This is a genomic window from Pseudoalteromonas sp. G5_S1_54_S4, assembly GCF_054968565.1.
In genome coordinates this window covers 134176-147961 of record NZ_JBQKUL010000003.1, presented here as the reverse complement: position 1 = coordinate 147961, position 13786 = coordinate 134176, and the positions used below count along the sequence as shown (strand labels likewise).

The 13786-nt window shown below is 41.7% G+C and carries 9 protein-coding genes and 1 pseudogene; 7 read left to right on the top strand and 3 right to left on the bottom strand.

Annotated elements, in window-relative coordinates:
* A pseudogene (locus tag ACTRWE_RS02595) lies at positions 1–495 on the bottom strand (efflux RND transporter periplasmic adaptor subunit); the annotation flags it as partial.
* Positions 496–987: 492 nt separating this feature from the next.
* Between ACTRWE_RS02595 and ACTRWE_RS02590 the strand changes: the two are divergent.
* The 7 genes from ACTRWE_RS02590 to fusA all read left to right on the top strand — a co-directional run bounded on the left by ACTRWE_RS02590 (position 988) and on the right by fusA (position 10003).
* Positions 988–2241, top strand: a complete 1254-nt coding sequence (locus ACTRWE_RS02590) for an OprO/OprP family phosphate-selective porin (protein WP_138627372.1) — start codon at positions 988–990, stop codon at positions 2239–2241.
* Positions 2242–2253: 12 nt separating this feature from the next.
* The gene (locus ACTRWE_RS02585) at positions 2254–3237 is read left to right on the top strand and encodes a Bug family tripartite tricarboxylate transporter substrate binding protein (protein ID WP_064666762.1); all 984 of its coding nucleotides are present in this window, start codon (positions 2254–2256) and stop codon (positions 3235–3237) included.
* Positions 3238–3248: 11 nt separating this feature from the next.
* Positions 3249–3716 (top strand): tripartite tricarboxylate transporter TctB family protein, encoded by a 468-nt coding sequence (locus ACTRWE_RS02580; protein ID WP_064666763.1) that lies wholly within the window; start codon positions 3249–3251, stop codon positions 3714–3716.
* A gap of 3 nt (positions 3717–3719) precedes the next feature.
* Positions 3720–5261 carry a tripartite tricarboxylate transporter permease gene (locus ACTRWE_RS02575; RefSeq protein ID WP_138627373.1) on the top strand — a complete coding sequence of 514 codons (1542 nt, stop codon included), beginning with the start codon at positions 3720–3722 and terminating at the stop codon, positions 5259–5261.
* 24 nt (positions 5262–5285) lie between these two features.
* Positions 5286–6908 carry an ATP-binding protein gene (locus ACTRWE_RS02570; RefSeq protein WP_138627374.1) on the top strand — a complete coding sequence of 541 codons (1623 nt, stop codon included), beginning with the start codon at positions 5286–5288 and terminating at the stop codon, positions 6906–6908.
* A gap of 89 nt (positions 6909–6997) precedes the next feature.
* Positions 6998–7720: a response regulator gene (locus ACTRWE_RS02565; protein WP_064666766.1), complete on the top strand. Its 723-nt coding sequence runs from the start codon at positions 6998–7000 to the stop codon at positions 7718–7720.
* A 198-nt stretch (positions 7721–7918) separates the two neighbouring features.
* Complete coding sequence (fusA, locus tag ACTRWE_RS02560; protein ID WP_290193434.1) at positions 7919–10003, top strand: elongation factor G; 2085 nt, start codon at positions 7919–7921, stop codon at positions 10001–10003.
* A 182-nt stretch (positions 10004–10185) separates the two neighbouring features.
* On the opposite strand, the gene mdoH is transcribed toward fusA, so the two are convergent.
* Both mdoH and ACTRWE_RS02550 read right to left on the bottom strand, forming a co-directional pair.
* Positions 10186–12150, bottom strand: a complete 1965-nt coding sequence (gene mdoH, locus ACTRWE_RS02555; protein ID WP_417669689.1) for a glucans biosynthesis glucosyltransferase MdoH — start codon at positions 12148–12150, stop codon at positions 10186–10188.
* Complete coding sequence (locus tag ACTRWE_RS02550) at positions 12122–13741, bottom strand: glucan biosynthesis protein G (RefSeq protein ID WP_417669687.1); 1620 nt, start codon at positions 13739–13741, stop codon at positions 12122–12124. Before ACTRWE_RS02550 ends, mdoH begins: the two co-directional genes overlap by 29 nt.
* Between the last annotated feature and the right edge of the window lie 45 nt (positions 13742–13786).

The following is a 13786-nucleotide window of genomic DNA, read 5'->3' as shown; positions in this document are numbered from 1 at the left end:
TTTACTTTCGGCCTGTGCACGCAGTTGGGCACTTTCAAGCTCGCTTTTTAAAATAGTCAGGCTTGCTTGGCGCTCTAATAGCTGACTTTTTTGATTGATTATTTGTTCGTTAGCGCTGGCTTTTTGTCTTGCCAATTCGAGCCGTGCGACTGATAAACGTTGCGCTTGTAGTGGATTTACCAGGGTTAAAATAACGGTGTCTTTATTGACGCGGGTGCCGGGGTATACATGAATAGCTTCGACCATGGCGCTATCGGTATTGGTTAAATAACGCTGATACTTTGATTTTAAACGGCCAAAGCCACGTATTTTTATTACAAAATCAGCTTGAGTTACGGTGGCTATTTGCAGTTGATTAGCCGCCAATGTGGTAGGTGCTAGCCATGAGTAAATCAGCCAAATAATAAGCGCTATGCTAATAAGTAAGGTACCAAATATGAGTTTTTTACGCTGACTCGGTTTGGTGCTGCGTTTTAAGGTGCTATCAATATCCATATGTTGATCTTTGGCTTGTAAAATAGTTATGGGGACTAAAGCCAGTAATGTGCCATATTTAATGTATTGATATTAATCAATATTTTTTCTTTGTTCTAAGTGAAACTTCCCATTAATGGGAAGTTGCCACACAAACGGGAAAATTAACCATCACTCTAATGCCTCTTGATTTAGCGCAATGGGAGCCCGCTTTATATTTTTAGTTGTAATAATCCAATTTTAACAGAGGAGCAACGCCAACAATTTGATCAGTTTTTATTAGCTGAGACTGAGAAAACACCACAGAAATAAAATAATGCTATTTATATCAACCTCTTGTTTTGTTCATTTTGCTCGTGATTTTTATGGGTAAAAAGAGCGAAACAAACATCAATGAAACTTAACTTCTAAACATTTCGTTAATCAAGCGTTAGCACTATGCTCGATGATAGATAGCAGATTGCAGTAGCTCATCTAACGACAACAAAATCATACACAGGTGTGGAGAAAATAATGAAAGCAAGTAACACACAATTGGCTTTGGCCATTGCAGCAGCTCTAGCAAGTACCTCAGCATTAGCTGCCACCGATACTGAAAAATTACAACAGCAACTGGATGAGCTACAAAAAGAAGTCGACTCAATGAAAGGCAATAAAGCCTTTAACCTTGAATTTGGCGGCCGTTTACAAGTGGACTATAACTACTTTGATGGTGCTTACAACGCGGGTCCTAACCGCTCAGGCGAAGATGCCAGTGACTTTTTTGTGCGTCGTGCGCGTTTATACGTTGAAAGTGAGCATGGTGATTGGGATAATAAATTATTATTAGATTTTGCCGATAACAGTGGTGAAATTGTTATGGCGCGCCTACGTTATAGCGGTTTTGGTAACGGTTTAAAAGTGCAAGTCGGTAAGTTGCGCGAAGATATCTCATTAAATGCGTTAACCAGCTCTAAGTACATTACCACCATTGAACGTAGTTCATTGGCTGATAACGTATCGCCTTATTTCCAATGGGGTACGTCGGTATACCAATACTTTAAAGATACCGGTTTGCGTTATGCGGTTGGTGTTTATAAAAATGAAGCGTTTGGCGCTAACGGTAACAACAATGACGATGGTTCGCTGGCATTATCATTGACTGGTCGCTTAACGTGGCAAAAAGATCTTGATAACGGTGTATTGCACTTAGGTAGCTGGTACTCAAAGCGTGATATGGGCGGACGAGTATTAACTGGCGCTCTTGCGCGTGGTGAAGTGCGTAGCACTAATACACGCTTACTTAATTACGCAGCCGGTGGTGAGCTAGTTCGTTTAAACAGTTTTGAGCAAATGGGTCTTGAAGCTGCATACCAAAATAAAGGTTTTAGTGTTGAAGCTGAATATGCAACACGTGAACTAGATACTCTCGACAGCGCTTCGGTACTCGATGGCGAACGTTTTGATGCCTACTCATTAACGGCAAGTTATTTCCTAGATGGTTCGCAAAGAAGTTACTCAAAAGGCAGTGCCGTATTCTCTCAACCTAAAGGTATTAAAAATGCGTGGGAATTAGTGGCGCGTTTAAGTGCTGCTGATGCAACCAGTGATTTTCAAGGTACTGAAGTAACTACCTATACCGCTGGTGCAAACTACTACTACTCAGCAAACGTGAAGTTTATGGCCAATGTAATTTACTCTGAAGTTGATGGCCCTGGTGCTAATGACTTGGTGGGTGATGAAGATGATGGCCTTGGCTTAGCTGCGCGTATTCAGTACTTATTTTAGGATTAAATCGTTATGAATTTACTTAAAAAATCATTTAAATCTTTTAAAACTACAGTACTGGCGGCATCGCTTGTACTAAGTAGCCCGTTCGCAATGGCTGATATTCACTTTTTAGTACCGGGTGGCCCCGGTGGCGGTTGGGATACTACCGCGCGTGGTGTTGGCGAGGGCTTAGTGAAATCAGGTATTGAGGACAATGCGTCATTTCAAAACATGTCGGGCGGCGGTGGCGGTCGTGCGATTGCTTATTTAATTGAGTCGGGTACCAAGAAAGGTGACATTTTAATGGTTAACTCAACACCTATCGTGTTGCGTGCATTAACCGGTAAAATCCCTTACAGCTACCGTGATTTAACCCCTGTTGCCAGCATGATCGCCGATTATGGTGCATTTGTGGTGCGTAATGATTCACCGTTTAAAAGCTGGCAAGATGTGATTGCTGCAATGAAAGAAGATCCTAGCTCTGTAAAAGTGGCTGGTGGCTCAGCACGTGGCAGCATGGATCACTTAGTGGCAGCGCAAGCTGTTAAAGCGGCGGGTATTGATGGCCGTCGTCTGCGCTATATTCCTTATGATGCCGGCGGTAAAGCAAAAGCGGGCTTGTTATCTGGTGAAGTTAACTTACTTTCAACCGGTTTAAGCGAAGCGCTTGAAGTTGCCAACGGTGGTCAGGCACGCATTTTAGCGGTGACCTCAGGGGATGCATTACCAGATTACCCAGAAATTCCAACGCTAAAATCATTAGGTTATGACATGGAGTTTGTTAACTGGCGTGGCTTTTTTGCTGCACCTAATTTACCAGCCGACAAACTTGCAGAATACACCGAGAAACTACGTAAACTACAAACGACTCCAGAGTGGGAAGTGGTACGTGCACGTAATGGTTGGTTAAATTTATTTCAAGAAAAAGATCAATTTATAAAGTCACTTGAGCAGCAAGAAGCCCAGCTCAAAGTTGTTATGGAAGAACTCGGCTTTATTCGTACGTTACGTTAATCGAGGCTCTGATGTTGAATCGCGAATTACTAGGGCCAAGTTTATTCTTGGCGCTATTTACCCTATACGCCATTGTTGCATGGCAAATTCCATTACTCCCATTTGAAGAGTATGAAACAGTCACCTCTGCTACTTTACCTAAGGTCTATGCAGCATTTGGCATTATTGTTTGCTTACTTTCAATCGGGGCTACGTTACTTAAACCAACCGAAAAAACAGATAGTGATGATGTACTTGAAAAATCAAATGTACTAAGAACATTTGGCTTGCTGATATTGATGGTGGTTTATAGCGCAGCGCTTGAGCCAATTGGCTTTTTAATATCAACCAGTGTGTTTTTATTAGTTGGCTTTTTTGTTATGGGAGAGCGTCGCAAAAAGATTTTATTGCTGGCATCTATTCCTGTTGCTGTGGTGTTTTGGTTTTTAATGACCCAAGTACTCGGTATTTATTTGGTTCCTGGCAACCTGTGGAGTTAAGTTATGTTTGATGGAATTATGCTGGGTTTGTCGACCGTACTCGACTGGAACAATTTGCTCTATGTGATTGTAGGTTGTTTTGTCGGTACCTTTATCGGCATGCTACCGGGCCTTGGCCCTATTACTGCAATCGCGTTAATGATCCCAATTACTTATAGCATCGGTGCTGATTCCGGCATGATCTTAATGGCCGGGGTTTATTATGGGGCCATTTTTGGCGGTTCAACATCATCTATATTGATCAATGCCCCTGGGGTTGCCGGCACGGTAGCTTCTTCCTTTGATGGCTATCCGTTGGCAAAACAAGGTCATGCCGGTAAAGCATTGGCGATTGCTGCTTACTCCTCCTTTATAGGCGGAACGGTCGGCGCTATTTTGTTGATGGTTGCAGCGCCTTTATTGGCAAAAGTGTCATTGAGCTTTCAATCTCCTGACTATGTAGTGCTGATGTTTTTAGGCCTAACCGCAATTGCTGCTTTTTCGAATAAAGGGCAATTTTTAAAAGCGATGATGATGACAGTGTTCGGCTTAATGCTCGCCACTGTTGGTATTGATCCATCATCAGGCACAGAGCGTTTTACCTTTAGCCAAGCAGATTTACTTGATGGTATTAGTTTCTTATTAGTGGCAATGGCAACCTTTGCATTAGCAGAGGCGCTAATCAATGTAGTACGTCCAGAGAAGAAAGAAATCAAAAGCATCAATGATTCAGATACCCCGCAAATTGGCTCAACAAAATTGACCAAAGCAGAAATAAAAGAGATGGCACCAACAGTAGGCCGTTCATCGATTCTTGGTTTTATCATTGGCGTATTACCTGGTGCCGGTGCAACGATTGCCAGCTTCATGGCGTATGCAACTGAGCGCAATTTAGCGCCTAAAGCGTTAAAAGATAAATTTGGTAAAGGATCATTACGTGGTTTAGCAGCGCCAGAGTCAGCTAATAATGCGGCGTGTACTGGCTCGTTTGTACCATTATTAACCTTAGGTATCCCCGGTTCTGGCACTACCGCCATTATGTTAGGCGCGTTAATTGCCTATGGCATTCAGCCAGGTCCAATGTTAATGCAAGAAAATCCCAGTGTATTTTGGTCTGTTATTGTAAGTATGTATTTTGGTAACATCGTATTACTTATTTTAAATCTACCTTTGATACCGTATTTTGCAAAAGTATTAGCGATGCCAAAATCAGTGTTAACCATTATGATTTTGTTCTTCAGCTTAATTGGCGTGTATTTAGTCTCCTTTAATACTTTTGATTTATTTATGATGGTTGGCTTTGCTGTGGTGGCGCTGGTATTACGATTGTTGGCTTTCCCAATGGCACCGTTACTACTAGGCTTTATTTTAGGTGACATGATTGAACGTAATTTCCGTCGCTCAATGATGATCTCTGATGGTTCATTAAGTTTCTTATGGGAACGCCCACTAACACTGAGTATTTTTGTTATCTCATTATTAGTGTTGTTATTTCCATTAAAAGACTTTATAACCCAACGCCGTGCTGATAAAGCTGCAGTTAAAGCGAAGCAAGAGCATGCGTAATTGAGCTTAAAGCTGAGGTAACTAATGATTGACACCAAAAAGCAAAATCCGTTGCAACACATAGTTAAAAAGCCCAAGCGTTTAGAAACGCGGTTAATAATTTGGGTAACGGGGCTATGTGTATTACAAGCAGTGTTATTTGGCGGCTTGGTGTATCAAATTACCGCGCAAAGTTTGCATAACCACATAGGTGATAAAGCACTGGCTGTGGCAACCAGTATTGCATCAAGCGATGAGGTTGTTAAAGCATTAAAAAATCCCAGTGACTTGGTAGCAATTAACCAAGAAATAGAAAATCTGCGCCAGCTTACTGACGCAGATTTTATTGTTATTGGCGATAAAAATGCCCATCGAATTGCCCACCCAGATCGTAATAAATTGGGCAAAAAAATGGTTGGTGGTGATAGCCAAGCAGCGCTGCGAGGTGAGCGTTACATCTCAGTGGCACAGGGTAGTTTAGGCGAATCTATTCGCGGTAAAGTGCCGGTTTATGATGAACAACAAAATATAATAGGTTTAGTCTCGGTGGGCTTTTTAGTGCAATCGATTGAGCCCTTGATCAGAGCGCGTATTGTAGAAATTATGATCTGGGGTCTGCTGTTAGTTGTTTTGAGTATTGTAGCCGCTATTTTTATTGGTCAGCGAGTAAGAAATGCTATTTTTGGCTTGCAGCCCGATGAAATTGCGAGGTTGTTTTCAGAGCAGGACGCTATTTTAAATACTATGCGCAGTGGCGTAATCGCCCTTGACCCAGATGGCCGAGTACGCAAGCTAACTCAGCGTGCTTGTGAAATTTTAGATAAACCAGCCGCTTGTATTAATCAGTCACTCACGCTGAAAGATTTACTACCAGAGCATGCTGAGTTTTTACTGCGCAACCAGCGCCGTAAAATGGTCGGCTTTGAGCTGTTTGCTGCGGATAAACGCTTGGTACTCTCGCGCTTTTCATTGCAAGTACAAGGGCAGGCTGATGGTATTTTACTTACTCTTCGTCCCGCTGATGAACTTGAGTACCTAAGTCAGCAGTTAACCAAAGTGCAAGCCTTTGCAGAGCTTTTAAGAGTGCAAACGCATGACTATTCAAATAAGCTCAACTTAATTGGTGCGCTTATTCAAATGGGTAAAAATGAGCAAGCAATAGAGTTAATTGGCCAAGAAAGCCAAGGCTCGCAAGCACAAATACATCACTTGTTAGAACGTATTCAAGACCCTGTTTTAGCAGGGTTATTAGTAGGGAAATATCACAAAGCGCGTGAGTTAAATGTGGTGCTGGAACTTAACCCAGATAGTTTGCTCGGTGCCATAGAGCGCACCGACATGTTAGAGCGAGTGGTATCAATACTGGGTAACTTAATTGATAACGCGATAGATGCAGCGATCAGAGCCAGTAGAGAGCGCACGCCTTATGTACGAGTAACGGTGGATGAAACTAGCCAGACATTATTGTTTGATGTTGAAGACAGTGGTTTTGGTTTAGGGAGTGATCACGAAGTGATTTTTACGCCCCAATATAGCTCTAAAAGCGGTGCCGAACACGGTATTGGTTTATATTTAGTGAAAACGAACTTAGATTCCTGTGGCGGCAGTTTGGAAATAGGCGAATCAGACTTAAAAGGGGCGCGATTAAGCGTCTATATCCCAAAATAACACCCTGCAATTTGGGTAATAAGCAGTAATGAAGCAATAATAAAAGTATAAATACGCTGCTATTACAAGGCTAACATGAGTAATAAAAAATGACATATTCAGTAGTTATTATCGAAGATGAACTCGAAGTTGCACAACTTCTTGCTCAATACCTGCTTTTACCTAATGGCGTTGCGGGAAACCAAACTGCGCGGCAAAGCTTGCGACAAGGTCAGTACCAAGTAGTTGGTATTGCTGCAAATCTCAGCACTGCTACCGGGTTGTTACAGGCGATAGAGCCCGATTTGATCTTGCTTGATATCCACCTACCTGATGGTAACGGTCTGGATTTATTGACTGATTTACGTCGCCGCTCGATTAAAAGTGAAGTGATGCTACTGACTGCTGCCAAAGAAGTCGAAACTCTCGAAAAAGCAATGCAATTGGGTGCTTGCGACTTTTTGGTAAAACCGTTAATGCTTAATCGGCTTGATCAAGCGTTAGCTCGTTTTGAGTCTCGCCAGCAGTGCTTATCGGATGCCAATGAAGTAACACAATCTATGGTGGATACCTTATTTGGCTCAAGTGAACAAACAAAAGCACCGGTTAGACTGCCGAAAGGGGTTGATCAGCTGACTTTAAAAAAAATCATTGATGCCTTTAAAGAGCATAAAAAAACGCCTTTTACTGCCCAGCAAATGGGCGATTTAGTTGGGGTAAGTCGCTCGACGGCGCGACGTTATCTAGAGTATTTACTAGAGGCAGAGCAAGTAAGTGCCGACCAAAGCTATGGCAGCATAGGTCGGCCAGAACGTTGTTATAAAATGAGCTAAGTTTGTTATCACTTTGAATTTAAAGACTAAGTGAATAATAAGTAGAGCACTTTTTGACATCTTCTTGAAGCTAAGATGGAAACGTCAAAAATATTTTCTAGAATTGATTGCATTTTAAGCGACTTCTATGGTGATGTTCGCATTAAGTAATGCTATACTCCCGCCGAATAATTTTTCGACTTTATTAAGAGTAAAATAATGGCAGATTTATCGAAGTACAGAAACATTGGTATTTTCGCGCACGTTGATGCGGGTAAAACCACAACTACTGAGCGTATCCTAAAGCTTACAGGCACTATCCACAAAAGCGGTGAGACACATGATGGTGAATCGACTACCGATTTCATGGAGCAAGAAGCTGAGCGCGGTATTACTATCCAGTCTGCGGCAGTAAGCTGTTTCTGGAAAGATCACCGTTTTAACGTTATCGATACTCCTGGACACGTTGACTTCACCGTTGAAGTTTACCGTTCACTTAAAGTATTAGATGGCGGTGTGGGTGTATTCTGTGGTTCTGGTGGTGTTGAGCCACAATCAGAAACTAACTGGCGCTACGCGAATGAGTCAGGTGTTGCACGTATCATCTTCGTAAACAAATTAGACCGTATGGGTGCTGATTTTTACCGTGTAACAGCGCAAGTACAAAAAGTACTTGGTGCTACTCCACTTATCATGACTTTACCAATCGGTATTGAAGACGAATTCATAGGTGTTGTTGATGTTTTAAACAAAAAAGCATACATCTGGGATGAGACAGGTCTTCCAGAAAACTACACTATTGAAGACGTTCCTGCAGACATGGTAGAGAAAACTGATGAATACCATGAAATGCTTATCGAAACTGCTGTAGAGCAAGACGATGACCTAATGGAAGCGTACATGGAAGGTGAAATCCCTTCAATCGAAGACATCAAGCGTTGTATCCGTAAAGGTACTCGTGACCTTGCGTTCTTCCCTACATTCTGTGGTTCTGCGTTCAAAAACAAAGGTATGCAACTTGTACTTGACGCAGTAGTAGATTACCTACCTGCTCCTACAGAAGTTGATCCTCAACCTCTTATGGATGAAGAAGGTAACGAAAACGGCGAGCATGCAATCGTATCTGCTGACGAACCTTTCAAAGCGTTAGCATTTAAGATCATGGATGACCGTTTCGGTGCATTAACATTCGTACGTATTTACTCTGGTAAGCTTAACAAGGGTGACACTATCCTTAATGCATTTACTGGTAAAACTGAGCGTGTTGGCCGTATGGTTGAGATGCAAGCAGATGAGCGTAAAGAGCTTACTTCAGCGCAAGCGGGCGATATCATCGCTATCGTTGGTATGAAGAACGTGCAAACTGGTCACACTCTTTGTGATCCTAAGCACCCAGTAACACTTGAGCCAATGGTATTCCCAACTCCAGTAATCTCGATTGCTGTACAGCCTAAAGATAAAGGCGGTAATGAGAAAATGGGTGTTGCTATCGGTAAAATGGTTGCAGAAGATCCATCTTTCCAAGTTGAAACTGATGAAGATTCAGGTGAAACTATCCTTAAAGGTATGGGTGAGCTTCACTTAGATATCAAAGTAGATATCCTTAAGCGTACTTACGGTGTAGACCTTATCGTTGGTCAACCACAGGTTGCTTACCGTGAAACTATCACTCGTGAAATCGAAGATAGCTACACGCATAAGAAACAATCTGGTGGTTCTGGTCAATTCGGTAAAATCGATTACCGTATCAAGCCTGGCGAAGTGGGTTCTGGTTTCACGTTCACATCTTCAGTTGTTGGTGGTAACGTACCTAAAGAATTCTGGCCTGCAGTTGAGAAAGGCTTTAAGTCAATGATGAACGAAGGTGTTCTAGCTGGCTTCCCAGTACTTGACGTTGAAGTTGAACTTTTCGACGGTGGCTTCCACGCCGTGGATTCATCAGCAATCGCATTCGAAATCGCTGCTAAAGGCGCTTTCCGTCAGTCTATCCCTAAAGCGGGTGCACAACTTCTTGAGCCAATCATGAAAGTTGACGTGTTCACGCCAGAAGATCACGTAGGTGACGTAATCGGTGACCTTAACCGTCGTCGTGGTATGTTAAGCGACCAAGAAGCTGGTTTAACTGGCGTTCGCATTAAAGCAGACGTACCGTTATCAGAAATGTTCGGTTACATCGGTTCACTACGTACAATGACATCAGGTCGTGGTCAGTTCTCTATGGAGTTCTCACACTACGCACCATGTCCACAAAACGTAGCTGACACAGTAATCGCTGCAGAAAAAGAGAAAAAAGCAGCTAAGTAATTAGCACTTTAACTCTTTAAAAAAACCCGCACTTGTTGCGGGTTTTTTATTGTCTGAAGGTTATTAAGCTCGAAAATTAAAACGTGCGGTCATAAAAAAGGAGCAACAGTTAGTTGCTCCTTTTTTATTTATTATGACTATACCAATCTTCAAAATAGCTGACTTAATTAAGCGAATTGGTATTAATTTAGCTTATTAGCTGTTTTTGTGATGAGTGCTTTAAACTTCTTACGATGTGATTCACTACTAAAGCTCTGAATAGGCATGGTTACTTTATGTTCTTGTGGTAACAGCGGTATTGCTGTTGAATAACGCCCTGCAGGTGGAACTGCTATCTCTTTGAGATGTACTTTAAGTGCCGCTAATGTTGCATCATTATCGACTTCACTCGGGCAGAGAAAAATCCCCCATTGTCTGAGCTTAACGCCTAGCTTGATACTACTTGAATAGCGCACAATAGGTGCAGCGAGTATGAGCCCTAATAAAATAGGAGATAACCACCAAAAAAAGACTGGCGTAAAGTAATAAGCAACGCTACCCCATACAATGGCAATCAGCGAAGAAAGCAATGTATAACTAAACGCTTCTTTCCATGGCACCATTCTGCCTTCACGCGGTTGGGCATCCCATTTTACTTTTTTACCTAAAAATACACAGACTACAAAATACGCATGAAAAACCATCATTAATGGTGCCACAATAATGGCAAACACGGTTTCAATGACAGACCCTAAAATTAGCTTTAATGCGCCACCAAAGCGCTGTTTACGGTGCACTAAAGTAACAATCACGCCCATGAGTTTAGGCAATAATAAAATAATGATAGTTAAGTAAAGTAATGAGTCAATGAGCTCTGTTTTGGCTATTTGCCAAGTTGGAAATAGTTGATAGGCGCGATTAAAATAGACATCACTATTTAAAGCGCGTGTTACCGCATCTATGGTACTTAACGCCAGCATAGATAACCAAATGAGTGATGATATATACGCGGTTGCACCCAGTAAAAAATGCAGCTTACTCATTAGCTTTAATTTTGCTGATGATAATAAGCCAAGGTGTTGAATATTACCTTGAACCCAGCGTCTGTCGCGTACAGCATAATCTAATATGTTGCTCGGAACTTCCTCGTAACTGCCTTCAATATCGGCAAGTAATAATACGTCCCAATTCGCGCTATGTAATAAAGAGGCTTCCACAAAATCATGACTTAAAATTTCACCACCAAAAGGCGCTTTACCTTTTAGTGTTGGCAAGCCACAGCAATCAATAAATGCTTTGACGCGAATAATGGCATTATGGCCCCAGTAATTGGCTTTGTCGGTCTGCCAAAAAGCAGAGCCGGTAGCTAACATTGGACTATAAAGAATTGAAGCGAACTGTAAAAAGCGTCCAAAAAAAGTATCTTGGCGCACAGGAATAGGGATAGTCTGAATCAATCCCGCTTGTGGATTATTTAGCATACTGGTAGTGAGCTCTAGCATGCATTTACCCGTCATCACACTATCAGCATCCAATACAATCATATGCTCGTATTGGCTACCCCAGCGCTCACAAAAGTCGGTTAAGTTACCTACTTTACGATGTTTGTTATCTTCACGGCGACGATAAAATACCTGCTTTGCAGTATCACCTAAGCGCTCACATAACGCATGCCATGCACTTAATTCATTACTAGCAATAGTTGCATCTTGTGTATCGCTTAGTAAATAAAAATCAAAGTGTTTTAATTGCCCAGTTGCTTTTAATGATTGTAAACTGACTTCAAAGCCTGCAATCACTCTGTGCGTATCTTCGTTATATATAGGCATAACCACAGCTGTTTTTTGCTGTGATAGTGCTTCACTGTTAATAGAGACCGGCTTTATTTTTTTAAGTGTGAGTGGATCTATCCGAAATAGCTGCAGTATAAAACCAATACAACCACTACAAAATGCGGTGACTATCCACGCAAAAGTAATAGAAAATAAAGCAAGAAGTGCATACTCAAGCAAGGTCATGCCATTTGAGTTTAAAATTTCAAACATAATTGAAATGCCATAGCCTGAAAGACCAATGGCAGCAATAGCAAATAACCACACACGAAGTGTTTTAAAAGGCATCGGTGTGCCTACGCTTTGTTTACTTGATGTCATTTGGATACCAAACATAGCTCCATACCTCGCTCACTTCTTTATTACGTAGCTTTAGCGATAAACGTATATCTACAGGATCACTACCTTGGGGAGCGACTTTAAAAGCAACACGCCAACCTAATGATTTTGGTAATTTTTGCACTGTAATATCGCGGGCTTCACCGGTAGTAAGCTGAAGATCTGCGCTAAGTGCTAATTTTGCTGATAACTGATTGATATCAGGGCCTGTAAAGTCAACAGTAAATTGACGATGGCTTTTTGGCGGTGGATTATCTTCACCAGGTAATGCGGCACTGCCAATACGCGTTCTAGCTACTTTGGCCAAATTATTTTGGCTTAGATAATCATTAAACGTCGTCATCTTATAGCTAAACTTTAATGCCTCTCCTGCTTTGAACGGCTTTTCAGGAACCCAATAACTTACAATATTATCGTTTGTTTCAGTATCTGTTGGAATTTCTACTAGCTCAACACGGCCATTGCCCCATTCACCTTGTGGTTCTATCCAAAGGCTAGGGCGGTCATGGTAATGCGCTTCGATATCAAAGTAGTTATTGAAGTCACGGTCACGCTGCACAAGGCCAAAGCCTTTTGGATTCTCATATGAAAAAGAGGTTACACTGAGTTGGGATGGGTTATTAAGCGGACGCCATACCCAATTACTCTCTTGTGACTGCGTGAGCAAACCATCTGAATCATGTACTTCAGGGCGGTAATCATCAAAAAACTTAGTGCTATTTTCACCGTGATAAAACATGCTCGTTAATGGCGCTATACCTAGCTTTTTAACATCTTTACGCGCAAAAATTTGCATGTCGACGTTAACTCGTGTCTGTGTGTTTGGATCTATTTCAAACTTGTAGGCTCCCGCTACCGATGGGCTATCGAGTAAAGCAAAAATAGTAATATTAGTTTGCTCTGGTGTTGGTTTTACTAACCAAAACTCTTTGAATGAAGGAAACTCTTCACCAGATGTTTGTGCGGTATCAATTGCCAATCCGCGTGCTGATAAGCCATAAACTTGATTAGGTCCAACTAGGCGAAAATAAGAAGCGCCCTGAAACACCATAATTTCATCTTTATAGTCATCGTTATTTAGTGGGTAATGCAATCTAAAACCAGCATGCCCTAACTGTGTACCTTCAACACTTTTTGCTATTTCATCTTTTAGGTGTGCTGCTGTTCCATCATATTGATAAAAGTCTGTGCTAAATGGGAGGCGGCTAAGTTTGGCATCTTGATCAACGATATTGATTTTGACTGGGGTTTTATATAAAAAACCTGGGTGAAACAGTTGCAGCTCATAAAGCCCTTCATCTTTCCATACCGATTGATCGTGTTTGAAGCGGATTGAGCGGTAGTCTTGATAATCAATACTATTGAGCGCTTCTATTTGTATGTTTTTAGGTGCAATGTAATCTTGCTCAGCAAGCTTTTTAGCACGCGCACTTATCACATCAAATAAGCTGCCTTGTGGTATTGCGGCTTCTAATGAGGTTGCTGCAATGGCGTTGTTCGTTCCCCACAGTGAAAAAACTATCAACATCCCTACCAAAGGTTTAAAAGCCCTTTGACAAGTTGATATAAGGTGAATGCGTTCTTTCATTTTGAATCCTTTATAAAAATATATTTACAGCGAGAGTAACGTCTA